21 protein-coding genes are annotated in these 24932 nt (G+C 45.4%); 12 read left to right on the top strand and 9 right to left on the bottom strand.

Annotation, left to right across the window (positions count from 1 at the left end):
* Nucleotides 1-114: 114 nt before the first annotated feature.
* Nucleotides 115-1482: a glycerate kinase type-2 family protein gene (locus LTAR_RS05930; RefSeq protein WP_081419839.1), complete on the top strand. Its 1368-nt coding sequence runs from the start codon at nucleotides 115-117 to the stop codon at nucleotides 1480-1482.
* A gap of 8 nt (nucleotides 1483-1490) precedes the next feature.
* On the opposite strand, the gene htpG is transcribed toward LTAR_RS05930, so the two are convergent.
* Nucleotides 1491-3353, bottom strand: coding sequence for a molecular chaperone HtpG (gene htpG / locus LTAR_RS05935; protein ID WP_062421261.1), 1863 nt, complete (start codon nucleotides 3351-3353; stop codon nucleotides 1491-1493).
* A 218-nt stretch (nucleotides 3354-3571) separates the two neighbouring features.
* Here htpG and LTAR_RS05940 point away from each other — a divergent pair, with 218 nt between their 5' ends.
* The 7 genes from LTAR_RS05940 to LTAR_RS05970 all read left to right on the top strand — a co-directional run bounded on the left by LTAR_RS05940 (nucleotide 3572) and on the right by LTAR_RS05970 (nucleotide 11040).
* Nucleotides 3572-4738 (top strand): YgeY family selenium metabolism-linked hydrolase, encoded by a 1167-nt coding sequence (locus LTAR_RS05940; protein WP_062421510.1) that lies wholly within the window; start codon nucleotides 3572-3574, stop codon nucleotides 4736-4738.
* Between the two features lie 131 nt (nucleotides 4739-4869).
* Nucleotides 4870-5790: a carbon-nitrogen hydrolase family protein gene (locus LTAR_RS05945; protein ID WP_062421262.1), complete on the top strand. Its 921-nt coding sequence runs from the start codon at nucleotides 4870-4872 to the stop codon at nucleotides 5788-5790.
* 57 nt (nucleotides 5791-5847) lie between these two features.
* Nucleotides 5848-6636 carry a TetR/AcrR family transcriptional regulator gene (locus LTAR_RS05950; RefSeq protein ID WP_062421263.1) on the top strand — a complete coding sequence of 263 codons (789 nt, stop codon included), beginning with the start codon at nucleotides 5848-5850 and terminating at the stop codon, nucleotides 6634-6636.
* A gap of 4 nt (nucleotides 6637-6640) precedes the next feature.
* On the top strand, nucleotides 6641-7870 hold the full coding sequence (locus LTAR_RS05955) for an ABC transporter permease (RefSeq protein ID WP_062421264.1): 1230 nt from the start codon (nucleotides 6641-6643) through the stop codon (nucleotides 7868-7870).
* 8 nt (nucleotides 7871-7878) lie between these two features.
* Nucleotides 7879-9099, top strand: coding sequence for an ABC transporter permease (locus LTAR_RS05960; RefSeq protein ID WP_062421265.1), 1221 nt, complete (start codon nucleotides 7879-7881; stop codon nucleotides 9097-9099).
* 11 nt (nucleotides 9100-9110) lie between these two features.
* The gene (locus LTAR_RS05965) at nucleotides 9111-9815 is read left to right on the top strand and encodes an ABC transporter ATP-binding protein (protein WP_062421266.1); all 705 of its coding nucleotides are present in this window, start codon (nucleotides 9111-9113) and stop codon (nucleotides 9813-9815) included.
* 1 nt (nucleotide 9816) lies between these two features.
* On the top strand, nucleotides 9817-11040 hold the full coding sequence (locus LTAR_RS05970; protein WP_062421267.1) for an efflux RND transporter periplasmic adaptor subunit: 1224 nt from the start codon (nucleotides 9817-9819) through the stop codon (nucleotides 11038-11040).
* An 87-nt stretch (nucleotides 11041-11127) separates the two neighbouring features.
* Here the strand turns inward: LTAR_RS05970 and LTAR_RS05975 are convergent, their stop codons facing one another.
* The 6 genes from LTAR_RS05975 to LTAR_RS06000 all read right to left on the bottom strand — a co-directional run bounded on the left by LTAR_RS05975 (nucleotide 11128) and on the right by LTAR_RS06000 (nucleotide 18800).
* The gene (locus tag LTAR_RS05975) at nucleotides 11128-14328 is read right to left on the bottom strand and encodes a ligand-binding sensor domain-containing diguanylate cyclase (protein WP_062421268.1); all 3201 of its coding nucleotides are present in this window, start codon (nucleotides 14326-14328) and stop codon (nucleotides 11128-11130) included.
* A gap of 308 nt (nucleotides 14329-14636) precedes the next feature.
* Nucleotides 14637-15479, bottom strand: coding sequence for a nucleoside phosphorylase (locus LTAR_RS05980; RefSeq protein WP_062421269.1), 843 nt, complete (start codon nucleotides 15477-15479; stop codon nucleotides 14637-14639).
* A gap of 317 nt (nucleotides 15480-15796) precedes the next feature.
* Complete coding sequence (locus LTAR_RS05985; RefSeq protein ID WP_062421270.1) at nucleotides 15797-16816, bottom strand: NAD-dependent epimerase/dehydratase family protein; 1020 nt, start codon at nucleotides 16814-16816, stop codon at nucleotides 15797-15799.
* 98 nt (nucleotides 16817-16914) lie between these two features.
* Nucleotides 16915-17292, bottom strand: coding sequence for a nucleoside/nucleotide kinase family protein (locus tag LTAR_RS05990; protein WP_062421271.1), 378 nt, complete (start codon nucleotides 17290-17292; stop codon nucleotides 16915-16917).
* A 45-nt stretch (nucleotides 17293-17337) separates the two neighbouring features.
* The gene (locus LTAR_RS05995) at nucleotides 17338-18102 is read right to left on the bottom strand and encodes a PP2C family protein-serine/threonine phosphatase (RefSeq protein ID WP_062421272.1); all 765 of its coding nucleotides are present in this window, start codon (nucleotides 18100-18102) and stop codon (nucleotides 17338-17340) included.
* 47 nt (nucleotides 18103-18149) lie between these two features.
* Nucleotides 18150-18800 (bottom strand): class I SAM-dependent methyltransferase, encoded by a 651-nt coding sequence (locus LTAR_RS06000; RefSeq protein ID WP_062421273.1) that lies wholly within the window; start codon nucleotides 18798-18800, stop codon nucleotides 18150-18152.
* 136 nt (nucleotides 18801-18936) lie between these two features.
* Between LTAR_RS06000 and LTAR_RS06005 the strand changes: the two genes are divergently transcribed.
* Together LTAR_RS06005 and rpmF are read left to right on the top strand one after the other, a co-directional pair.
* A complete protein-coding gene (locus tag LTAR_RS06005; RefSeq protein ID WP_062421274.1) occupies nucleotides 18937-20373 on the top strand; it encodes a methylenetetrahydrofolate reductase C-terminal domain-containing protein in 1437 nt (478 codons plus the stop codon).
* 105 nt (nucleotides 20374-20478) lie between these two features.
* A complete protein-coding gene (gene rpmF, locus LTAR_RS16840) occupies nucleotides 20479-20676 on the top strand; it encodes a 50S ribosomal protein L32 (protein WP_062531914.1) in 198 nt (65 codons plus the stop codon).
* A gap of 144 nt (nucleotides 20677-20820) precedes the next feature.
* Here rpmF and hflX read toward each other — a convergent pair whose 3' ends face one another.
* Together hflX and LTAR_RS06015 are read right to left on the bottom strand one after the other, a co-directional pair.
* Complete coding sequence (gene hflX, locus LTAR_RS06010) at nucleotides 20821-22212, bottom strand: GTPase HflX (protein WP_081419841.1); 1392 nt, start codon at nucleotides 22210-22212, stop codon at nucleotides 20821-20823.
* Between the two features lie 3 nt (nucleotides 22213-22215).
* A complete protein-coding gene (locus tag LTAR_RS06015) occupies nucleotides 22216-23394 on the bottom strand; it encodes an aminotransferase class I/II-fold pyridoxal phosphate-dependent enzyme (protein ID WP_062421275.1) in 1179 nt (392 codons plus the stop codon).
* Nucleotides 23395-23464: 70 nt separating this feature from the next.
* On the opposite strand from LTAR_RS06015, the gene LTAR_RS06020 reads away from it, so the two are divergent.
* Both LTAR_RS06020 and LTAR_RS06025 read left to right on the top strand, forming a co-directional pair.
* Complete coding sequence (locus LTAR_RS06020) at nucleotides 23465-24316, top strand: tRNA (adenine-N1)-methyltransferase (protein WP_081419842.1); 852 nt, start codon at nucleotides 23465-23467, stop codon at nucleotides 24314-24316.
* Between the two features lie 17 nt (nucleotides 24317-24333).
* Nucleotides 24334-24906: a zinc ribbon domain-containing protein gene (locus LTAR_RS06025; RefSeq protein ID WP_062421276.1), complete on the top strand. Its 573-nt coding sequence runs from the start codon at nucleotides 24334-24336 to the stop codon at nucleotides 24904-24906.
* Nucleotides 24907-24932: the final 26 nt, after the last annotated feature.

The raw sequence follows: 24932 nt of genomic DNA on the forward strand, positions 1-24932 counted from the left end.
CTACTAATGCAACACTAATGACACACAAAACCAACCGGTGAAACAAATTTTACCGGTTGATACGTTTTTCGTATCTATTTTACGACAAAAACCATGATTTAACTTGTAGAATTAATGATGAATTTGAAAGGAGTGGATAGGATGAATGTCACTTCGTCGAACTTTATATCTCTGGGAGAAAAAGCTGTATCTGCTGCAGAGATAATTTCTGCGGCTCTTGAGTCTGCCAATCCGTTTGTAGCGGTCAAGAAAGCCGTGCAATCACTGAACAGTGAGGTTGACTTCTATTCCTTTGACAAAGTTGGATTGGTTTCCATCGGAAAAGCGGCCGTACCCATGGCCGGAGCTGCCCTTTCTGCGCTTCCTGGCCGTATTAGTCACAGTCTTATTGTGACCAAATCCCTTCTCGGGAAAGATGACTATGATTTCTCCCGGTCTAAAATACTTCAGGGAAGCCACCCTGTGCCGGATGAAAAGAGCATTCAGGCTGGCAGAGAAGTACTCGAATTTGCAAAATCTTTCAACAAGGAAGATGCCATCCTTTTTTTGATCTCTGGCGGTGCCAGTGCACTGGTAACAAATCCGGTTAATGGCATAACATTGGATGATCTGCAAAAAATCACCGCACTTTTACTGAGCAGCGGGGCTTCCATTAATGAGATTAATGCCGTGCGAAAACATCTTGATACGGTTAAGGGGGGAGGTCTGGCACTGGCGGCTGCACCGGCTGCTTTCTATTCTTTGATCCTTTCGGATGTACCTGGTAATGTGCTGGATGTGGTGGCTTCTGGGCCAACGGTTGCAGATACTTCAACATACGGTGATGCGCTGGCGACATTGTCAAAATATGACTTAAAGACCAGAGTGCCAGAGTCAATCCTTGCCATCCTGACGGATGGTGCTTCCGGAATTCTGCCAGAAACACCCAAACCGGGAAATCCAATTTTTTTCAAAAATCGATCTTTGGTTATTGGCAGTGTAGAACAGGCAATGCAGGCGGCGGGGGATACTGCCCGGAAGATTGGGTATAAAGTGGAATTACTCACTCCACTTTTGACCGGAGAAGCCAGCATGCAGGGGAAACGACTGGCGGGTTTCTTGAAACAACAGGTTCAAAATCACAAATCCGGTGATCCCGCTTGTTGCTGGGTCACCGGCGGCGAAACCACAGTTACATTGACCGGAACTGGCATTGGAGGGCGAAATCAGGAGCTTGCTCTCGCTGCCGCCATCGAATTGGAAGGGGTGGAAGGTGTCTCATTAATTACCTTTGCCACCGATGGTGAAGATGGCCAGTCGCCGGCTGCCGGGGCGGTGGTGACAGGTGCCACCTGCCGGCTGGCCAGATCAAAAGGATTGGATCCCGTCGATTTTCTTTCCCGTCATGATTCATATTCCTTTTTTAACGCTATTGATGCCAGTATCACTACAGGATCAACAGGAACGAACGTTAACGATCTGGCTGTTCTGTTTTTAGATTAATTCGACTGCTATTTCAAGGCGGCAGCCATGATCTGTTGAATCCGTCCGATCATATCAGCCGGATCAGGATGCAACCCTTCGATCAGCAGAGCATCTTCGTAGATTTGTTCAATGAGTAGTGGTGCTAAATCTGAATCCGCTGGCAAGGATGCCAGTTTGACCAAAAGCGAATGGCGGGGATTGATCTCAAGTACCTTTCGCGGGACTTCCAGAGGCTGATTCATTAACTGGTATACTCGCTGGATTTCCTGGGCAGGACTATTTTCTGTATCAACCAAACGAGCCGGTGATTCGATAAGCCGGTCAGATGTACGAACTTCTGCCACTTTGCTGCCAAGCTGTGCAGAAAATCGGCTGATAAGGTTTGTTTTGACCTCTTCAGATACCGGCTGTGTTTGTTGATCAGATGGTTGGGCTGCTTCGCCCAGATCGGCATCACGATCAGATACATTGACCAGTGGAATGTCTTTATATTGTTTTAGTGCAAGAAGCATGAACGAATCCAGAGGATCGGTAAGAAGTAAAACATCCAGATTGCGCTGACGCACGACGTCAAGGTGAGGACTGTGAACCACAGAATGTTCATCCTCTCCGAGGAGGTAATAAATTTGCTGTTGGCCGGGACGGCGCTCTGAAAGATACGTTTCCAATGAGATCAGATCAGTCGGGTGGTGGAGAGAATGGAAGCGCAGAAGGGGAACCAGGTTGTCATAGTCGGCAAAATCAGAAGCAACACCTTCTTTCAAGTAACGACCAAAAAGGTTCCAGAACTCAATATATGTATCCGGTTTTTCTTCTGACAGCTTGCGGATCATATCGATGGTTTTACTGGTAACCAGTTTTTTTAATTGCATCAAAAGGCGGTTGGATTGGATTGTTTCGCGAGAAATATTGAGCGGCAGATCTTCTGAATCCACAACACCCTGGATAAATCGCAAATATTCCGGAAGGAGGTCACGGAAGTAATCTTGAATCAGCACTTTACGGGCATAAAGACGAAGCCCGTCTTGTTTTCTTGGGGTATAGAGGTAATGCTCAGCAACAGCCGGGATATATAACAGAGCATACGCTTGAACTGGAGCATCTACAGCCAGGTGTGTATATGTAAGCGGTTCCTTCTGGTCCATGGTGAACTGTTTGTAAAACTCATTGGCATCCTGAACACTGATCTGCTGGGAGTTTTGCCGCCACAGGGCAGTCTGCCTGTTGACCTGCTCTGTAGAAGTACCCACATAGATTGGGAAAGCCACATAGTCACTGTGGCGTTTGATCAATTGCCGGATACGGTTTTCATCTGTAAATTCGGCGGCATCTTCTTTCAAATAGACAGTGATCTTAGTACCGCGATCGGGCTTATCGTATTCATGGATGGAATATGTTTCCTGTCCATCTGAAACCCATTCCGCAGAAGGTTCTGATTTATTGAAAGAATGTGATGCGACCTCAACTTTATCTGCCACCATGAAGACAGAATAAAAACCCACACCAAACTGTCCGATGATGTTGGATAGGTCTGCTGATTCCTGGTTTTTTGCAGCCTGCATAAATGCTTTGGCGCCAGAGTGAGCAATGGTACCGAGGTTTTCTTCCATCTCAGAGCGGGTGAGACCGATTCCGGTATCTCGAATGGTAAGAGTACGGGCAGCAGGATCTGTAGTTATCCAGATACCCAATTCAGCTTCCGGGTCAAGGATTTCACGATTCGTGAGCATTTCAAAATTCATGCGTGTAAGAGCATCAGACGCATTGGAGATCAACTCACGAAGGAAAATTTCGTGGTCGGTATATAACGAATGGATAAGGATATTTAATAACTGACGGGTTTCAGCTCGAAATGGCAATGATTCTGAGTTTGTATTCTGTTCTGACATATTTAAACCCCTGAATTGAAATAATAACCGAAGTAATTTTACGCGAATTGTGTATGAAGAATATTAACATCGTCTGTGTCACACAAACCAGTAACCTGGTAAAGTCCAATATCTCAATTGACAACTTAAATTCTATGTGGCGATTAAATCAGATCATTCGTTCTCAGTATTGTGAAGGTAGAATTGAACAGAGAATTTTCTACCTGGAGTTTAGTGATATGACAATTATTAATATGACTGAGTTCAATAATGACCTGGTTGAGTTCGCCAGCCGACTGGTACGTATCCCTTCATTTTCCGGTAAAGAAGGTGACGCAGCAAAATTCATTGCTTCAAAAATGGAATTGCTGGGGTTCGACGAAGTGAAAATTGACCGCTACGGAAGTGTTATCGGCAGGATTGGACATGGTGAAAAAATCATTTTGTTCGATTCACATATTGATACTGTTCAGGTGCATGACGCAGACCAATGGGAAGTGCCTCCGTTCAGCGGAGAAATCAAAAATGGATATCTCTGGGGGCGAGGCTCCGTTGATATGAAGTCAGGCGCAGCGGCATCCGTCTACGCGGCCGTTTACGCAAAAAAGATGGGGTGGCTGGAAGGAAAGACTGTCATTATCTCATGTTCCACATTTGAAGAAGATTGTGACGGTGAGACTCTTAAACATGTTCTGGAAGAATTGGATAGAAAACCCAATTTTGCTGTTATCTGTGAGCCTTCATCCAATATCATTGTTACAGGACACAAAGGAAAAGCCCAGGTCATTATTAAGACGCGGGGAATTTCAGCTCACGGATCGGCACCTGAAAAAGGTAAAAATGCCGTCTACGAGATGGCCGAAATCATCCAGAGGGTAAATCAAACCAACCTTGACCTGATGAAGAACCCCGGACGGAAGGGGACATTGGTATTATCACAAATCTCCTCCACCAGCGTTTCATTGAATGCCGTCCCATCGGAATGCCAAATATACCTAGACCGGAGAATGGTTGTTGGAGAAACTAAGAAAACCATTGAAGATGAGATGAACAAGATCATTGCCGGAAAGGATGCCGCCTGGGAACTTGGTACACTCCACCGGACTACCTGGACTGGGGAAGAATTAACCTATGAGCCACTGCATCCCGCCTGGGAGATCAACCTTGATTACCCTCTCGCGAAAGCATTTATCAAAGCTTATTCAGATGTGCTTGGTCATGAGCCGGAGAAATTTGATTATTGGGATTTCAGTACCAATGCCGTGGCGGTAGTGGCGCAGGGCATTCCTACCATTGGATTTGGACCGGGAGAACATAAATTAGCCCATATGCGCGACGAGAAATGCGCTATTGAAGAAATAACTGAAGCCTGTGCTGTGTATGCAGGTGCTATAAAACACCTGTAGCTGAAATTCGAAATATTAAACTTTCACCTAAAATCATTGTTGCTTGTAGAATGAAAGTAAGAGATTTCTTGCTTTGAACCATTTTGCCACTTGAACCGTACTCATCTTCTTTGGTTAAACATGGAGTTGGCATGGGAACATCTTCAATCATTAAAGCGGCTGTCATTCAGGCATCACCGGTATTGTTCAACAGAGATTCCACTGTTGAAAAAGCCTGTACTTTGATTCACGAAGCTTCCTCTCAGGGTGCCCAATTGATATTGTTGCCGGAATCATTCATACCGGCATATCCTCGGGGACTATCCTTTGGAGCAGTGGTGGGCAGACGGTCTGAACAGGGGCGGGATCTCTATAAACGATACTGGGAAAATTCGGTGGATGTACCCGGCCCGGTTACAGATATTTTGGGAGAAGCCGTCCGAACAGCCAATGTTTATCTTGGCATTGGCATTACAGAACGAGATAAAGGTTCTTTATATTGCACCCTGTTGTATTTTGGGCCAGATGGGCGTCTCTTGGGAAAACACCGTAAAGTTAAACCCACTGCATCTGAAAGGTTGATATGGGGGGAAGATGACGGAAGTACATTAACAGCAGTGCCGACAGAAATCGGCTGTATCGGTGGACTGATTTGTTGGGAAAACTATATGCCATTGGCACGCATGGCAATGTATTCAAAAGGCGTTCAGATTTATCTGGCCCCTACGGCAGATTCACGGGATACCTGGCAGGCGACCATGCGGCATATCGCCCTGGAAGGGCGTTGTTTTGTATTGGGATGCAATCAATATGTCACTCGATCAATGTATCCGGCCGATCTCCCCGGTTACGAAGAACTGGCGAACCAGCCAGATGTCATGTGCCGAGGGGGAAGTGTCATCATCTCGCCCATGGGTGAAATTCTGGCTGGACCATTATTTGATAAAGAGGGTATTTTGACTGCTGACCTGAATATGGGTGAGATCATACGTGGCAAATTTGATTTTGATGTAGCCGGGCACTATAATCGGCCAGATATTTTCCGATTCTCTGTTAACGAAAACAATCACTGATCCGGGTTTGCCGCGGTTTGCATTCAAATCTTGACTATCTATGTCGGTTGATGTATATTGAATAATAAACCGACCGACGGTTTATTATTCAATATGGCCAGACAAATAAACGAAGAAGCCCGGTTATCTAAACTAAATGAAATCCTGGATTGTGCCCAGGGGTTGATTTATTCTACCGGGTATGAGCAGATGTCTATTCAGGATATCTGTCAGAAATTGGGAATTTCAAAGGGGGCTTTTTACCATTATTTTGATTCAAAGCCTGCCTTGTTGGAAGCATTGCTGGATCGGATGAGTCAACAGGCTTTGGAGATCATTTTTCCTGTTCTTGAAGATCCCAACCTCACGGCACCCGAAAAACTGGAACAATTTTATGAAAAAACGAATAACTGGAAGTCAACGCAAAAGCAATATTTGATGGCTGTTTTACAAGCCTGGTATATGGATGAAAACGCCATTGTCCGTCAGAAATTATTGGCATATTTTGGTGTGACCTTTTCTTCTGCTTTGGAAAGAGTCTTTTCGCAGGGAATTGAGGAAGATGTTTTTCATCCAGCCTATCCTCAGTTAGTTGGAAATGTTGTTTATTCACTGATGGTTCAATTGAGTGATTCCATCGGAACTATTCTGTTAAGTGCCATGACGTCTCCTGAAGAATCAGAAGAAAAGATCATGCACCGACTGAAGGATTTAATCCACGCCTACACGGATGCCATAGAACGAGTACTTGGAGCCAAGCCGGGTACGATTCACCTGATGGATGAAAAGATGCTGAAAGAATGGCTCCCAGAGAATATCAAACCCGAGACTTTTATTCCTCAGGTTTTATCTGTGGAAAAGGAGTAATACGATGAGATTATATTTGCGCCTGGCCTGGCGCAATATCTGGAGGCATAAACGCCGTACATTGATTGTCGTCCTTTCCATTGCCTTGAGTCTGTCAATGATGATGATGTATGACGGGCTGGTAGTCGGATTCCAGGATGCGATCTATGCCAATGCTGTAAAGATCCTGGGCGGGAATATTCAGGTTCATGCAGAAGGTTACAAATTAAAGACCGGGAGTAAATCGTTATTACCTTTGCCAGATGATCAGAAAATTGTAGAAGCCTCCCGGAATATCCCCGAAGTGTTGGCGGCATCACGGCGGATCAACACCGGTGGAATGGTTACGAATCGTAAAGGTGCATTTTCGGTTACGGTAACAGGAATTGAACCGGAACAGGAACAAAAAGTCAGCCTCATAGCCGCCAACATCAAAACCGGACGATTTTTAACCTCAACAGATCAAGATGTGGTTTTAATAGGTCAGGGATTGGCGGATGCCATGGATGTGAAACTTGGCGATCGTATTACCATTGCCGGATCTGGTTTGCATAACCAGACGACAAAACGCACAATGTCCATAATTGGCATCTATGACGTTGGTTTGCCCGAGATCGAGAAAAAGACGATCTATGTTTCCATTGACGAAGCCGGGTATCTATTCGGTCTCGACGGCCAATCTACTGAGGTATCCATTTCCCTTCAAAAATTAGGTCAGGAACCGGGGGTGATGAAAAAACTGCAAGCCCTGGCTCCTTCTGCTGAAATCGACTCATGGGAAAACAATTTTCCTGAATTGAGTTACGCTCTTGAAAGAAAAAACGGGGTAATGACAGTTTTTGGAATCATCATTCTGACCATTGCCGGGATCGGTATTCTTAATCTGCTTTTGATGGCCGTTTTTGAAAGAACACGAGAAATTGGCATTATGGGAGCGCTCGGTATTAAACCCCGGCAAATTGCTCTGATGTTCATTCTTGAAGGTACCATGATGGGACTGGTCGGTCTGGCTGCGGGAATTGTTATGGGTTTGATCTTTAACGGAATTCTCGGTCAGGTGGGTCTGGATTACTCCCAGTTTGCCAATATGACAGACTATACCGCATTAATCACCGGCCGGGTCTATTCCACGCTCGGACTTGAAAATATCTGGATGCGCAGCCTGACTGTCTTAATTATTGCGATACTTTCATCTCTCTATCCTGCCCGCGAGGCATCGTTGAAAGAACCTGCCATCGCGCTGCATACCGTGTGAGGCCGAAAATGATGCAATTAATCAAAATGGCCTTCCGTGATCTACTGCGCAATAAACGGCGTTCATTCTTTTCCTCTCTGGCTTTAGGGATGGGGCTGGCTTTGCTGCTTTTAATGGCGGCTACCGTGTCTGGTGAGATCAGAGGCGCGATGGATACCTCCATCCGGCTGGACAGCGGTCATTTGCAGGTTCGGGCAAAAACCTATGATGCGAACAAAAACAGTGTTGCGTATGAAGATCTTATCGCCAATCCCAACGAGGTAGCGGCAAAGATAGCTTCACTTGAACCGGTTTCAGTAGCCACTCCTCGTCTTTTTGCCAGTGGGATTCTTTCTGATAGAGATGAAACAACCGGTATTCGAATTCTGGGTATCGATACCTCTTCTCCTGCGATGGCGCCTTTCAAAGACGGAATGCTTACCGGTAAATATCTTGAAAATGATGACCGCTCTGGTATTTTGATCGGAGAAACCCTGGCCAATAAACTTTCTTTGAAAGCCGGAGATGCCGTCAATTTGCTGGCGAATACGTCAAATGGAGATGTAGACCAACAGTTATTCACCATTCGTGGAATCTTTACCACCCACACACCGGCATTTGATGAATACACCGTATTAATGCCGCTGGCAAAAGCACAGGCCATCACGAAAACTGAAGATCACGCCAGCGCCATATTCGTATTGCTAAAAAATAGTGATCAGGTGGATAACGTAAAAAACGCTCTACAGACAGAACAGTTGCAGGTAGTCACCTACTTGAAAATGAACGAAGTTTTATTGCAGACTGAAGAGTTTTCCCGCGGATATATGGTTTTAATCTATCTGATCGTTCTGGCTATCACAGCAGCCGTAATCGTAAATACTTTAATCATGTCTGTATTTGAACGTACCAGAGAAATCGGCATTCTTTCGGCAATTGGCATGAAGAGCACCCGCATCATGTCGCTTTTCTTTATCGAATCCAGCTTCCTGGCAATTGGCGGGATTTTCGCAGGGTTGATCATCGGCGGTATCATGGTCTATTTTGCCTCAACAGTGGGTTTCTATATCGGCAATTACGGCGCTACCAGCATGTTGATTGGCGAAAGGATTTATGCCTATCTGACGCTTAAGGATGCCATTGACCTGACGATCATGGCGTTTATTGTCGCCATTCTGGCAGCTTTGTACCCGGCAATCATGGCTGCACGGTTGGAACCTGTAGAAGCCATGCGTGGTGGAAAGATTTAAAGGAGCTAAACATGGAAGTCGTAAAAACTGAAAATGTCACCCGAATTTACCGGGTAGGTGATGTGGAAACCAATGCCTTACGGGGAGTCAATCTTTCCATTCAATCCGGAGAGTTTACAGCACTAATCGGGCCTTCAGGTTCTGGCAAAACCACTTTACTTCAATTAATTGGCTGCCTGGATATGCCTACATCAGGACGTGTCACAGTTAATGGTAAAGATGTTACGAATTTAAACCGGAACCAGAGGGCAGATATCCGCGCAGAATCGATAGGTTTTGTGTTCCAGTTTTTTGCTCTCATCCCAACACTGACAGCCTACGAAAACATCGAGATGCCCCTGTTACTGGCAGGGAAAAGTTCCAGCGAACGGGCTGAACGAGTAAAGCAATTACTCGAATGGATTGATCTGCCAGACCGGGCAAATTACCGCCCAGACCAATTAAGCGGCGGTCAGCAGCAGAGAGTGGCCGTGGCGCGAGCCCTGGCAATTAACCCGGCGTTGATTCTGGCAGATGAACCCACAGCCAACCTGGATACTCCCAATGGACGGCAGGTGATGGACGTGATGACCCGCTTGAATAAGGAAACAGGAGTTACATTCCTGTTCGCCACTCATGATCCTCGGGTCATCCAATATGCCCGGCGTGTTGTTACTCTTCAGGATGGTTTGATCATTAAAGATGAGCTGGTGGAGAAATCCGCCGTTGGAGCGTAAAATGAAACGCTTTGGATTTATCGGTTTATTGGCTGTATTTGTTTTATCAGGTTGCAATAGCATGGCGGGGACACCAACACCTCTGCCTACGGTTGTTTTAGATTCAAAAGACCAACCACAGGTAAAACAAACCCGGCTGCAAATAACACCAGATACCAGTCAGTCTGCAATAGGTGGAGTAACAGCCTCAGGGATAATCACATCACAACATCAGGCTCAATTTGTCTCCAATGGCAGCGGTTCTGTTGAATCAGTCAATGTCTCAATGGGGGAGGAAGTAAAGAATGGCGACCTGCTGGTTGTGTTGTCGGGTCGTGAAAAAATGAAAGCCTCTGTTGAAGCTGCCCGGTTGGAACTTATCTCGGCTCAGCAGGCATTGGATGCCGTCTATCGCGATGCAGATAAAGCAAGGGCTGCAGCCCTGGTTCGATTGGCTGAAGCAAAAAAGTCTCTGGATGATGCCACAAAACGCCGTGAATATCGGAATTTCAGGAATGGGTCTGAAAGTACCATCAATCAAGCCAGGGCTGATTTTATCCTGGCAAAGGACTCCCTTCAGAAAGCAAAAGATGCCTACAGTTATTTTGCCGACCTTGGTGATGAAAATATCAATAAAGCCGGCGCATTAACCGCACTGGCTGCCGCCCAGAAAGCCTATGATAAAGCACTGGCCAATTTGAACTACCTTACAGGTATGCCCAGTGAGTTGGATGTTGATCAGGCTGAGGCTGAGCTGCAGGCTGCCAAAGCCGAAGTAGCTAATGCGGAAAAGGCATTTGATCGTGTAAAGAATGGGGCAGATCCCGAAGCGGTTACCCTTGCCCAATCTCGAATCAGTAATGCCCAGGCGCAACTTGAGGCGAGTCAGGCCGCTCTGGATGATATGGAAATTAAAGCTCCGTTTGATGGTACAGTGGGCAAGCTGGAAATTCATACAGGCGATTGGGTAAATCCGGGTCAGTTGATTCTGGCGATGGTTGATTTGAAACATCTTCAGGTGGAAACCACAGACCTGAGTGAACGGGATGTGGTCAAGGTCAAGGTGGGTGAACCGGTAACGGTTTTTATCAAAGCTATGGATAAGAATGTAACCGGTGCGGTAACCGAAATTGCGCCATTAGCCGATACCCTTGGAGGGGATGTTGTCTATAAGACCATCATTTCACTGGATGAAATACCCGAAGGTCTTTTGCCAGGAATGAGTGTTGATGTGAAATATGAATAGACAAGAGAAAAGAATCATAGAGACAACTTCCTTCAACCAAATAATTGCGTTGAGGGAAGTTGTCTTATTTATGACTACATCTGAAATTTATCCTTCATCTTTTGAATAGACAACCACTTTATTTCGACCGGATTTTTTTGCAGAATAGAGGGCTTCATCCGCCATCGATAATATCTGGTCGTAATCAACTCCATGATCTGGATAAATAGCAATTCCAATAGAAATGGCAATATTGAATTTATGGCCGTCATATTCAATTTCAAGGTCATTGATCCCTTGACGGAATACTTCTGCTTTTTGCCTGGCATCGGTAATATCTGTCTCCGGCAAGATGATCATGAATTCTTCTCCACCATACCGGCAGGCAATATCGCTCTGGCGGATATGCGTTGAAATAAAACCTGAGACAAGTTTCAAGGTTTGGTCACCTGCTTGATGGCCGTATGAATCGTTGATATTCTTGAAATGATCAATATCCATCAGTAAGAAAGCAATCGGGTGATGTCCGCGATCTGCCCGGCTGAATTCTGCCTGTAAGCGTTCCGACAGGAACCGCCGGTTGAATAGACCTGTCAGAGAATCATGGATGGCCAGTTCTCTGACCTCTTTTTCAAGAGCTGTAATGGCAGCCAGTTGAGATTTCAATTCGGAATTCGCCAGATCCAATTGCTTTTTCGAATCTTCCAATTCAGTGGTCCGTTCCATGACCCTTTTTTCAAGTTCTTGATTGATGGTATTAATATTCTTGATCCGTAATTGCACAAGCGTAACGATCAACAAGAATCCGCCAAAGATCACGAATACCCTGAACCACCAGGTTTCCCACCATGGCGGTTGGATGATGATAATCAGGCTTCTTTCTTCATTATCATTCCAAAGGCCGTCATTATTGGCTGCTTTGACTCTAAAGGTGTATTTACCGGGTGGAAGATTGGTATATGTAACCTCATTCTTGGTTTTCGGCGGGGACCAATCTGCATCAAATCCGTCCATTTTGTATTGATATAGGTTTTTATCCGGCAATTGGTAACTTAGGGCGGCAAATTTAATGGTGATTACAGATTGGTTGTATTGCAAAAGAATTGAGGCGGTTTTCTCGATCGGTTCTAGTAGTATGTCACTACCTGCTGGGACAGACTGATTGAATAATTGAAAATCTGTAAATACTACAGGGGGCAGGAATGTATTCTTAGCGATTTGATCCGGACGGAAAAATGTGACTCCGTTAGATCCACCGAAGAATATTTCACCATCCGGGCCAAGTTGTGAACTTGCTATTTCAAAAAGGTCACCCTGCAATCCATCGCGGGCGCTGTAATTTACAAACTGATTTTGTTTTCGAAGGAAGTGACTGATCCCTTTGCCGGTGCTCACCCAAAGGTCATCAGAATTCCCCGGTTGAATGCCAACAATGGTTTCGCTGGGTAACCCATCTTTGACAGTGTAATTTTCCCATTCACCTGTTTTGATATGCAATCCGCTCAGCCCGTTAGACGTACCTGCCCAGATAATGTCATTCTGCTCATCGAGATACAGGGCAAATACAGCATCATCAAGAATGCTGTTTTCATTCGCGGGATCGTTGCGGTGATGGGTGAATTCGTCAGTTTTTGGATCAAGTAATTCCAATCCACCGCGGGCAGTGGCAATCCACACCCTGCCAGATTTTTCAACAGCCAGATCGTAGACGGTATCTTCGGTTAAAGAATTGGGATTTTTGGCATCATATTTATATTCTTTTTCCATGAGACCCGTTTTCGTGTTGAAAAGATCAAGACCAAAGCCAAGTGTCCCCACCCATAAATGATCGTAGTCGGCTGATTTCATTACTGTGAGAAAATTACTGCCCAAAGCACCTGTTTTAGTAGTATCAGATTTGAAGGCGGTAAATTTTCCGGTGACAGGATCCATCTTATTCAACCCGCCGCCCGACGTGGTCAACCAGAGGATACCTTTGCTGTCACGAAGGATATTCTGGATCTTGTCGCTGGAAATTGAGGTTGGATCATTCGGATCATTTTTATACAAGGTCATCCTATTGGTGGAACGCTCAAATCGGTTCAAGCCGCCGCCAAAGGTACCAATCCAAATGATCCCATCTTTTTCTGCCAGAATGCTATATACGTTATTGGAACTCAGAGAATTTGGGTTTCCCGGTATGCTGCGATATAACCCGAATCGTTGAAATGAAGGATATAGTTTGTTCACCCCGCCATACCGGCTGGTGATCCATAGAACACCAGAACGATCTTCGGTCATCCAATAAAGGTCATTATTACTGACTGTTGTTGGATCGTTGGGGTTGTTTTGAAAGGATCGGAAAATTCCTTTTTCCCGGTTGAATAAATTCAGCCCGCCGTTTTCTGTCACAATCCAGAGGTTGTCGTGTTTATCTTCGTATATATTCCAGATGCGATCATTACTTAAAGTTTTAGGATCATCTGGTTTATTTCGGTAGGCGGTAAATTTCCCGGTATTGCGGTCAAAACGATTGAGACCACCGCCTCGCGTTCCGACCCAGAAGTTCCCACGAGAATCTTCGAGCATTGCCCACACATTGTTATGACTGATACTTTCTGGATTCTTTGGATCATTCGTGTAGAGGGTGAAATTATCAGTGTCAGGGTTATAACGTGACAGGCCGGCGCGGGTGCCAACCCAGATGACACCGGAGTGATCCTGATATATGCGGTTTATTACTGGTGCCGCCAGCGCATGAGGATCATCTGGATTTACCACATAGTTTTTAAATAATCCGGTTTTGCGATCAAGAACACTCAGGCCACCACGAGTTCCAACCCAGATCTTCCCATCTTTGGCTTCTAAAAGAGACCAGATACTGTTATCTATCAGACTGTTGGGATTGTTTCCTTCTTTTTTATAATTCTTAAAATTCCCAGTCTCTGGATTGTAGACATCCAATCCACCGGGATCAGTACCAATCCAGATAAGACCGTCTGTTGATTCAATCAAAGCGAAGGTATTGTTATTACTGAGACTGTTGGGATTATCAACATCATGCCGAAATATGGTAAAGGAATATCCATCGTACCGACAGACTCCATTGGCTGTGGCAAACCACATGAAACCCTGACGGTCCTGCAATACAGAAAGAACGGTAGCATGAGGAAGACCATCTTCAACCGTGAGGCGTTCAAACCTCAAATTACCCGAATACAGGTCAGGAGTAGAAGACTCGGCTGCGTAAACATTTTGGATGGAAAAAAACTGGGGGAAAAACATCAAAGCAACAGCAAACGCCAAAATTCGGGATCGATGTGATTTCATTTTTCCAGCCTGTAAGGGTACTGAATGTGAAAGCTGTTGATTATTTTCCAGAGGATTAAATCTGCGGTCAGCAATGAGATTGCTTTCCCCGTTAGTAATAATCTGGTAGTGATGCTGTTAGCATGAATATCTATTAATTTTACATGAATAGAATATGAAAATTGAATTTTAAGATAATTTTTATACAGTTTTTATGAAACAGATTACTAATTTTTTATTGGCAAAAAAATGGTGAGATTCGGTTTTTTAAGGAAAGGGTGTCGTTGTCAATCAACCACACCCTTCTCAACCTACGATAAGTATTTATTTCATATAGTGGGGAAATAGTATAACTTTCCAGCTTTTTTCTTCTTTTGATCCCAACCGGTTAAGATGCGCAAGGCTTCAGCACCTACCCGGCAGGCTCGTTCTTCACCGCCGGCATCGTCCCATTTACCCGTCAGTCGCTGGGCGATAACCGAAGCGACTATACCAGCCCTGATTTTAAACAGACGAGCCAGAGTAAGAAGAGCGGCAGCTTCCATTTCAAAATTCAACACACCCAACCGACGGATATCGTCAAAAAAGGCGTCTGTTGAGGAGAGTTTGAAACCGCCAAAACTGGTGCGTCCCTGGCCTGCAAAGAAGGAAGCAGAAGTACAACCGGTTCCAACATGGTATCGATAACCGAATGTTTCAGCTGCTTCAATTAATGCCATTGTGACTTCATATGAAGCGGCGGCAGGGAATTCGGGACGAACATAGAGGGGCGTCATTCCATCTAAACGGATACAGGCATCATTGATGATTAGATCGCCGTTTTCGATCCCCTCTTGAATGGCACCCGTTGAACCGACCCGGATGATGGTATGGGCACCCAGTTCGGCAGCTTCTGTCATTTTGTACTCCAGAGATGGCGCGCCAATTCCAGACGTCAGTGCCGATATTTTGGCGCCTTGATATACTCCCAGTGCAGCCCGATATCCGCGATTCTGAGGGAATTCTTTTGCATTTTCCCATTGACCAGCCATGACACTGATCCGGTCAGGATCGCCGGGCATTAGCATATATCCACTGTAATCTTTGATTTCATCTTTGATGGCGATTTCAATATCACCACCTAATTCTGCATCTGACAACCCTTTTCGTCCTTCTTCCACTTTGCGAGACATAGTATGTTCCTTCCGATAATTTGAATTAATTGTATCTCTCAATAGTCTTATCTCGGGGAAATATCTTTCTGAGATAAAGAATGAAAAATCCTCCTTGAATCGAATTTCTAATCCGACACAAGGTATTGAAATTCAGAGACAACTTTTCCTATCGTCAACATACCCATAAATGATCAGGCTTTTTCAAATTAATATGTATGATTTATGGTTCTCCTCAAATTTGCCATATTTAATAATATTGAAGAGTCCATTTAATCCGACTTTTTCCCTACTTATACGGCAGGGTTTCTTTCCATCAAAAGAGTATTATCAGAAAATCACTCTTTATATTTTTCCTTTATGGCGGGTATCAAGTATTCCTTGAAGGCACGGTTGATGTCATACTCGGGTTTCCAATTCCAATCATAACGGGCGGCACTGTCATCTACATCTTGAGGCCATGAATCGACGATCCCTTGCCGTGCCAGGTGGGGTTGGAAACTTACTTTGGCATCTGGAAAATGTTCCAGCACAATTTTGTGGAATTCTTCTGCCGTCAGGCTGAAACTGGTGATGTTGTAGACAAGTTTGGATAATTTATCTCGGGGAGCAGCTTCCAATTCCAGCAACGATCTGACGGCGTCTGGCATCATCATAAAGGGCAGGCGTGTATCTTTTCTCACGAAGCAGTTATAGGCTTCTCCACGGGCGGCATAATGTACCATCTCGGGTCCGTAATCACTGGTGCCCCCAGTGGGAGTGGTAACTGCACTAATCAGACCGGGAAAACGGAGACAGCGGAAGTCAATATTGTTTCGTGGTTTATCAGCAGCCAGTTGGCGATAATGCCGGGTGTAATATCGTCCAAGATGTTCGCAATAGAGTTTGTTGCAGCCATACATCGTAAATGGTTCAAGATATTGTTCTTCTTTGACTTTTCCCACCTGATTCTTCAATTCAAGGGTGGGAATACCATAGGCGGCAATCGAAGATGGATATAAAAATTTGACGGTTTTTCCCTGCCAGGCTGCCTGTTCAACCGCAAGCCGGAGTAAATTCAGTGTTCCCTCTACGTTAACCCGGTGGGCTGTTTCAGGGTTGTATTCTGCTTTGGTTGATAAGATGGAAGCCAGGTGATATATGGTGCGAATCTCATATTCCGCCACCAGACGACCAAGAAGCATGGTATCCAGAATATCTCCCTGGATAAACGGGTGACAGTATCCCCGGATGCTCTCATCCAGAGGAGAGACATCCAGTGCCACAATCTGCACATCTCCGCGCTGCCCCAGGTGACTGATCAACCCGTGGCCTATTTCCCCATTTGCGCCTGTGATCAAGACAACTTCTTTTCGCATAGTACACTCCTGTTTACATTATTTTGAAACGGGACTGCAATGGCAAGTTATCTGAAATCATTGTAGCAGGATTTATTACCCTGTATTTATCTTTTATTCTACTGTTGGATGATTCCTCTCATACTAAGGTAGTTTTTCACGGTTTGGATAACATCCTGAGGGGTGAGGTAATCCGTAAGAATATAAAGATCTGCGTTTTCTCTGGCATGAGATAATCGGTTTTTCTGTTCCTGGTATTCGGCTTCTGTCCAATTCAACCTGCGGCGTTTGCAGGTTACTTCATAGGACGCATCAAGATAGATGAGTACTGCAGGATTTGTCAGCCGGCGCCACATTGTGGGAACATAGGAATGTTCCTGTGCGATATGACGGAATTGGACTCCCTCCCAATGCAGGGCAGAAATAAGCGTGGTTTTTCCTGAAGCACAGGGTCCAACAATTCCAATGATCACTATTTTTTGATGAGTTGTCTCCATAGGAAGAAAAAAAACCGCCGTTTTAGACCGGCGGGCACAATAAAATCAGTTCAAACTTTGCTCATCTTCACTGGGGAAACTTTCACGCATAATCATGGCATTGGTCGCTCTGAAGGGCAGCCGGACAGTCATACGCCTGATCTGGTCAGATTCCTGGGCAACAACTTTCAAAACAACAATACTCATATCGTCATTGGGTCTGCCCTGATCCATCCGAATTGCATGATTCAACAGGGTATCTGCAATTATCTGGGCAGGCGGATCCTGGTCTTCGATCAGGCTGTCAAGCAGTGTGCAAATATCCAATTGCTGACCGTACCGATCGCCAGCGTTATATACACCATCGGTATACATCACGATGGTGATGCCAGATTCAAGAGGTATTTCGGAGATAGCCGGTTTTATATTTCGAGAAGTACCTATTGGTCTGCTTTCCGAATTCAAGCAGTCGATTTTATTATGGGTGGCTACAAATACCGGGGTGGGATTGTTGCGGGCAATTACCACTGTGCCAGTCTGTAAATCTGCTGAAAGGATATTCAAACAGGCAGTAACCTTGCCATTTCGTTCAGTGAACAGGTGATCTGAGGCTGCCCGTGCCGCAGCACCGTCGCGAACACCTTCAGCCAACAGACCTATGACCTTGCGAACTACCATGGATGATATAGCTTTTGCCCCTCGGCCAGAAGATTGTCCATCGGCCAGAACTACGGATACTCCACCGTTCGGGCGTTCTACCACTTCTAATGTATCGCCTGATTCTGAAATGGCGTATTTATTGGTTTTGGCGGCTGCAACACTAATTTCCATTATGATGATTCTAATACAAAGTAACTCTGTTTGTAAGGACAGAAATATTATACAGGATGTCCAATGATCACAAACAATTTTGCGTTGTTGGCTTGTATCCAATTCGTATTGACCAGGAATCCACTTTCTGAAAATCTCTTTTGAAGATACTCCTGAAAGGACTTTGATAGCGAATTGAATCCAAGTAAGGTTGTAAAGAAATGGATGATTTTTTCATGCAAACTGGTTCCTGTGATTTCTGCCGTTAATAGGATGATGAGTTTCCCATCAGGCTGAAGTACTCTGTGGATTTCATTCATGGTTTCGATGAAAAAAATATAAGGTGCCGGAAAGGTGGCTGTAACTGTCTTAATTGAGGCTGTTCGAAAGGGTAAAGTTTGCCCCAATCCTCTGACCAATGGTGGAGACGTGGATTCCCAGAATTGCCGACTGTAACAGAGCATCTGCGGACTCTCATCCAATCCAATTGAGAAAAATCCTTTCTCTTCCATTTGATGGACAAGGATACCCTTGCCGCAACCCAGATCGATTACCGGTCCGATTTCCACTTCATTGCCTGCGGTCCGGATCCAATCATTCCATTTGCCTGCTGAAACCAGCCAGGCGGCAAAATCATACAACCACGAAAAGCTGTGATAAAGGAGGTCATATCCCCAGAGAATCAACCGGCTCAACCAGTGGATATAGAAGGCTGACATAATTCGATTATAGTCATTCTCTGCCGTTGACAAAAAACCGGGAATCTTAGGGCAAAAAGATTTTTCCAGGATGGTTCTTCATGGAATATAATTCGGCAATTCTTAATTGCATCCTGGTGCTGGAAAGAGGTATGTTATGCCTGGTTTTACCCCCGGCCGCCGCTGGCAGCCTGCTTATTATGCCTTTCACAACGATACTCTCCCCAAAAAAGCTCTGGCGACCATTGAACGGCTGGCGAAAAGCCCTTTTTTCGGCTGCCGCATGTGCGGCAATTGTCTGCTCCAGGAAACGGCGTTTATCTGCCCGATGGAATGTCCAAAAGGTTTGCGAAACGGTCCCTGTGGCGGGTCTACACCGGAACACTGCTATGTTGACAATACTCGTCCCTGTATCTGGTACAAAATCTATGACCGGTCTGAAAAATTACACCGGACTGATAAGCTGTTGGAAGTCTTACCGCCTCTTGATTGGGAAAAAGTTGGTACCGAACAATGGTGGGACTTATTTGAACTCTGGAAGAAGAAGGGTGGAATAAAAACAACCTTTAAGGCTCTTGCCTCACATGACCGGATGGCGATTTTTGAACATTTCATGAAAGAATATCGTCAACCAGACTGGTGGCAGGGCGATGATCAACCACATCCGGCCAAAGCACATGAACCGGTTTCTGGCCTGGAAGAGAAGTTTATCAACGGGAAATTTGTGGTCACGGCTGAAGTGGCTCCTCCCATTTCTGCTTCTGCGGCAGATTTGGTGAAAAAAGTGACCATGTTGAAAGACTATGTGGATGCCGTCAACTTTACGGATAATCCATCGGCGACACCAAGAATGTCATCACTGGCATCGGCAGCTCTATGTCTGCAATCAGGTGTTGAACCTGTGATGCAGATTACCGCCCGTGATTACAACCGGATGGGAGTCCAATCTGCTGTACTGGGAGCCAATGCTCTGGGAATACGCAATATCCTCTGTCTGACAGGTGACCATTCACGCCTGGGGCCTGAACCCCACAGTCGAATGGATATCTGGGACCTCGATTCAGTTCAAATGATCTGGTTGCTTAGGCGTATGCGTGATGAAGGACATTTCCTTGATCAGCGTGAGATTAAAGAACCTCCAAAACTTTTTATTGGAGCCGCCAGTTCACCAAATGCTTCACAGCCACGTTTCCAGATTATTCGTGAGACCAAAAAGGCCAACGCTGGAGCTCAGTTTTTCCAGACCAACTTGATCTATGATGTGGATGCATTCAAATCTTATCTTGACCTGCTCGATAAAGCTGGACTTCTGAACCGTGTTTACATTATGGCGGGTGTTACACCCATCCGGAGTGCCAAAGCAGCCCGTGTGATGAATACCATCCCGGGAGTTAAAATTCCGCAGAAAATGATCGACCGGTTGGAAAACTCGGCTGATCCAAAAGAAGAAGGCGTTCAAATCGTACTTGAGTTAATCAGCGGCATGAAGGATTTTCCGATTAATGGGATCCATTTTATGGCTGTCGGCTGGGAGAGCATTGTCCCAAGGCTGATCACAGAGAGTGGATTACAGGATCGCCGAATGGGAATGTAAGACGAACAGGATATTTTGACATTCCTTGACTGATTTTGATTCATGCAGGTATAATCTATCTGTTAATTTCTGAAAACAACGACTTGATCAAGCAGGAGCAAGAAAATGGGTCCACTTCCAAAACGGAAACTTTCCAAGGGTCGCCGAGACCGCCGTCGCTCACAGGATGCGCTCGACAACCTGAACCTCACACAGTGCAGTAACTGTGGTGAGATGCGCCTTCCCCACACGGTTTGCCCGAAATGTGGGCATTACAAAGGCCGTGAGGTGATTGTTGTCTCTAAAGAAGAGAAGAACAAATAGTTCTTTTTATCAAATTTGATGGTTTCATTGTTGATCGTCTAATAATGGGCCAGACATAAAAGACAATAAAAAGACCGCAGACGCGGTCTTTTTATTGTCTTGATAATTATCTTCTGTGTTACATTATTGTGCTTTTCCGATGGGTTATTCAGATTGGGGTGAAAACGGATCGTCACTTTCGTTGCCGCTGATTTCTGGTGTAACGTCTATCCGGTTGGGATCGAAAATGAATGGTTGGAATTGTGCAAGTAACCTGCCCGGCAGGCTGCCACGGATGATGACACCGGTGCGATCCTGTTCGAAGCGTTCGACCTGACCAATATCATGGAACAGTGAAATCAACTGACCCTGTTGATAGGGCAGTCGGACAATCACCGGTATGAATTGCTCGAATAATACATTTTCAATGAGTTGTGATAATTCGGGCAAACCTGTTCCGGATTTTGCTGAAATCAGGGCGGAATTGGGCAATGATTTTACTGTTTCTTCCCCATAGGAGAGATCATCCAACTGGTCCATCTTGTTGAAAACAGTGATCACAGGGATATGGTCAGCCTTGATATCCTTTAACGTTCGTTGAACTGATTCCCATTGGGCCAGAGCATTTGGGTGGGTGATATCAACAACATGAATGAGAAGATCTGCTTCTGAAATTTCTTCCAGAGTAGCTCGAAATGCTGCCACCAATTGTGTGGGGAGTTTTTGAATAAAACCAACCGTGTCTGTCAACAAAGCGAGATGCCCGCCCGGCAGATTGATACGGCGGGTAGTGGGATCCAATGTGGCAAAGAGCTGGTTGGCAACATAAACATCGCTGTGAGACAACCGATTAAGAAGGGTTGACTTACCTGCATTCGTGTAGCCAACAAGAGCTACAATGGGAATTTGTGATCGCCTTCGTTGTGCACGATATCGTTCGCGGTGCTGCCGCACTTTTTCCAGTTCACCTTTGAGACGGGCAATTTTTCGATTGATTTCACGGCGGTCAACTTCAAGCTGGGTTTCACCAGGGCCGCGGAGACCTACTCCGCCAACACTGCCAGTTCTTCCAGCGCCGCCGCCAGCCTGACGGGCAAGGTGTGTCCAGGCACGGGTAAGGCGGGGAAGGCGGTATTCATATTGGGCAAGTTCAACCTGCAGAGCACCTTCTCGTGTCTGGGCATGCTGGGCAAAAATATCCAAAATTAAAGCTGTTCGGTCAAGCAGTTGGACTTTTGATCCTAATTTTTCTTCCAATTCGCGCTGATGGGTAGGAGCGAGTTCATTATCAAAGATAACAACATCAGCCAGAGTCTCTTCCACCAGAGCGATAACTTCCTGTACTTTTCCAGAACCGATGAATGTTCCGGCATGGATATGGTCAATCCGCTGATAGGTTTGTCCAACGACATCGAGACCGGCGGTATCTGCCAGAAGAGCCAGTTCTTCCAGCGATTCTTCCATGGAAAGGATGCCTGGTTCGCTTTTTATTTCAACACCTACCAGGAATGCCCGTTGACGCGGCGGCCTGGTAGGTTCAGGTTGTTTTTTTGACATAGATCAGGCTTTTTTCATCCAGGATTGAATTCGATCCAGGGCTGTTTTCATTTCAGCAGTTGATGTACCCAGTGAGATGCGAATAAATCCTTCTCCATGTTTCCCGTAAATACTGCCTGGAGTGAGACTGACACCGGTTTCTTCCAGTAATCTATTGCAGAACTCTACAGAGTCCGTCAATCCTTCAGGTAGATGTGCCCATACATAAATAGCTGCCTGAGGAGAATCCACATGGAAACCACAGGCTTTTAATCCTTTGACAACAATATCACGCCGTTCCAGATAGATATCGTTACGATCCTGGATCCATTCCTGGTCAGACGTAAGGGCAAAAATACCAGCAGCCAGTAAGGGATTGAATTGTGAACTATCCATCTGGCTTTTATAGATGCTCAGGTAATTAACGGCATTGGCATTGCCAACGGCCATACCAATACGCCATCCGGCCATATTGTAGGTTTTTGACAACGAATTGAATTCAATAGCAACATCTTTCGCTCCATCTACCTCAAGAATGGATGGGGCAACATAACCGTCGAAACAGATATCCACATATGGTGCATCATGCGCGATCAATATTTGATGATCATGGGCAAAACGGACAGCTTTTTCAAAAAACGACAGAGGAGCAATTGCACCTGTAGGATTGTTTGGATAGTTAAGCCATAAAATTTTCGCCTTTTCGAGAACGGCATCGGGTATGGTGTTCAGATCTGGCAGGAATTTATTCTCTGGCAATAGCGGCATATCGTACAGTTCAGCGCCGGCAATCCTGCCGCCTTCCCGATAGGCCGGGTAGCAGGGATCTGGTACCAGTGATATATCACCTGGATTTAATATCACTTGACTCAGGTTAAACACACCCTCTTTTGAACCAACTAACGCCAGCACTTCTTTCGTCGGGTCGAGTTTGACATTGAATCGTTTGAGATAATAATCAGCACAGGCCTGTTTGAATGCCGGTGTCCCACCCAGGGCGGAATACCCGTGTTGACGTGGATCGCGGGCATTTTTAACCATTACATCGATAATTTCATCTGTTGGCGGAAGATCGGGTGAACCCATATCCAACCGGATTATGGATACACCTTTCTTTTTTAATTCGTTAATTTTCTGATTGAGAGTTGCAAAGAAATAGGGTTTGAATCCTGCGATTCGTTCCGCGGGTTGGATATAATTCATTGTTAACCTTCAAATTTGGTAGTGTAATTTGTGTTATTTTACACTGTTGCCAGCAGAATAGGAGCATTACTTGACCTGGAATTTACACGGAACTCATGCCCGCGAAGGCGACCTGGTTGAACTGGTCGGACTTAGTCATAAACATTTTATTGTTCTTCTAAAGAAAGATGGTGAATTGCATACCCACCGAGGTGTCATCTATCACAATGACCTCATCGGTACAGCCTGGGGAAGCCAGGTGCATTCTCATTCGGGCAGCCCATTTTTTATGCTTCAACCAGCATTTAATGATCTGTTGCGGTCTGTTCCACGAAGAACGCAGATCATGTACCCAAAAGAGATTGGATACATCCTGGTGGCACTGGGAATTGGACCCGGACAACATGTAATTGAAGCTGGAACTGGTTCGGGTGCGTTGACAACTGCATTGGCATATGCTGTTGGCAATGAAGGAAAAGTGATCAGCTATGAAGCCCGGCCTGAAATGCAGGAAGTGGCTAAAAAGAATTTGGAACGCTTTGGTCTTGCAGACCGGGTTGAATTTAAAATTAAAGACATTGGTGAAGGTTTTGATGAAACCGGTGTGGATGCATTATTCCTCGATGTTGCCAATTCGTATGATTATATGCATCAGGTGAGGGAGGCCTTAAAACCTGGCGGATTCTTTGGCAGCATTTTACCCACCACCAATCAGGTTTCCAAATTGTTATATTCATTGAGGCATGAAGACTTTGCCTTTACAGAAGTTCTGGAAATAATGTTGCGGTTTTATAAGCCAGAACCAGATAAACTTCGACCAACAGACCGTATGGTAGCCCACACTGGATATTTGATCTTTGCACGGCCTGTAATCATTGACCATTCTGTAGATAGTCAAGATTCCCTGGCGGAAGAAGGTTGGGAAGCCGATAGTGATGTTTAATTTAGGAGGAGAAAACAATGTTTCGTAGAGGAATTCCTTTTCGTCCGGCAGCCCGGATTTTTGGATTTTTGGGTCCAATGTTTCAGGGAATATTAAACGAGGCGAATCAAGAATTTGAATCAGGTGATTACCGCGAAGCAGCCTGCCGGTATACCCGTCTGGCTGAACGGGCAGCCATCCGTGGAAAACACAGGGCAGGAAACTGGCTGGTAAAAGCCGGACAGGCAAATGTTCTCAGTGGAGCCAGAGAACAGGGAATGCAGCAAATATTCCGTGGGATGGAAATCATGCAAACCCAGGGAAGACAGAAGGATGTAGGTCGATATGCCTGGCGCACGATTGATTTGTTTACCAGCCATGGATTGACTACAGAAGCCAGGCAGGTTTCTGATTGGCTTCAGGGAAAAATGCCGGATATTAAAATCGAAGAGATCTTTCCAGAAAACGACTCGAAAACGGTTAATAACCGGCAGAAACTGCCATCCAGGTGCCCTTCATGCGGTGCCCCTGTTCATCCAGATACAGTCGATTGGGTGGATAACGGTCAGGCTGCCTGCGGTTATTGCGGTATCTTATTGCCTGAAGGATAAAGAAAATCATCCGAGAACCAGGTGGT

Source organism: Leptolinea tardivitalis, assembly GCF_001050275.1.
GTDB lineage: Bacteria > Chloroflexota > Anaerolineae > Anaerolineales > Anaerolineaceae > Leptolinea > Leptolinea tardivitalis.

Bases quoted from the DNA above. Each gene is read 5' to 3' on its own strand.
- LTAR_RS05955 (WP_062421264.1), top strand. From the start codon at position 6,641: ATGAGATTATATTTGCGCCTGGCCTGGCGCAATATCTGGAGGCATAAA.
- LTAR_RS05990 (WP_062421271.1), bottom strand. From the start codon at position 17,292: ATGGAGACAACTCATCAAAAAATAGTGATCATTGGAATTGTTGGACCC.
- htpG (WP_062421261.1), bottom strand. From the start codon at position 3,353: ATGTCAGAACAGAATACAAACTCAGAATCATTGCCATTTCGAGCTGAA.
- LTAR_RS06005 (WP_062421274.1), top strand. From the start codon at position 18,937: ATGCCTGGTTTTACCCCCGGCCGCCGCTGGCAGCCTGCTTATTATGCC.
- LTAR_RS06015 (WP_062421275.1), bottom strand. From the start codon at position 23,394: ATGAATTATATCCAACCCGCGGAACGAATCGCAGGATTCAAACCCTAT.
- LTAR_RS05960 (WP_062421265.1), top strand. From the start codon at position 7,879: ATGATGCAATTAATCAAAATGGCCTTCCGTGATCTACTGCGCAATAAA.
- rpmF (WP_062531914.1), top strand. From the start codon at position 20,479: ATGGGTCCACTTCCAAAACGGAAACTTTCCAAGGGTCGCCGAGACCGC.
- LTAR_RS05975 (WP_062421268.1), bottom strand. From the start codon at position 14,328: ATGAAATCACATCGATCCCGAATTTTGGCGTTTGCTGTTGCTTTGATG.
- LTAR_RS06000 (WP_062421273.1), bottom strand. From the start codon at position 18,800: ATGTCAGCCTTCTATATCCACTGGTTGAGCCGGTTGATTCTCTGGGGA.
- LTAR_RS05965 (WP_062421266.1), top strand. From the start codon at position 9,111: ATGGAAGTCGTAAAAACTGAAAATGTCACCCGAATTTACCGGGTAGGT.
- LTAR_RS05970 (WP_062421267.1), top strand. From the start codon at position 9,817: ATGAAACGCTTTGGATTTATCGGTTTATTGGCTGTATTTGTTTTATCA.
- LTAR_RS05995 (WP_062421272.1), bottom strand. From the start codon at position 18,102: ATGGAAATTAGTGTTGCAGCCGCCAAAACCAATAAATACGCCATTTCA.
- LTAR_RS05945 (WP_062421262.1), top strand. From the start codon at position 4,870: ATGGGAACATCTTCAATCATTAAAGCGGCTGTCATTCAGGCATCACCG.
- LTAR_RS06025 (WP_062421276.1), top strand. From the start codon at position 24,334: ATGTTTCGTAGAGGAATTCCTTTTCGTCCGGCAGCCCGGATTTTTGGA.
- LTAR_RS05985 (WP_062421270.1), bottom strand. From the start codon at position 16,816: ATGCGAAAAGAAGTTGTCTTGATCACAGGCGCAAATGGGGAAATAGGC.
- LTAR_RS05980 (WP_062421269.1), bottom strand. From the start codon at position 15,479: ATGTCTCGCAAAGTGGAAGAAGGACGAAAAGGGTTGTCAGATGCAGAA.
- hflX (WP_081419841.1), bottom strand. From the start codon at position 22,212: ATGTCAAAAAAACAACCTGAACCTACCAGGCCGCCGCGTCAACGGGCA.
- LTAR_RS05940 (WP_062421510.1), top strand. From the start codon at position 3,572: ATGACAATTATTAATATGACTGAGTTCAATAATGACCTGGTTGAGTTC.
- LTAR_RS05930 (WP_081419839.1), top strand. From the start codon at position 115: ATGATGAATTTGAAAGGAGTGGATAGGATGAATGTCACTTCGTCGAAC.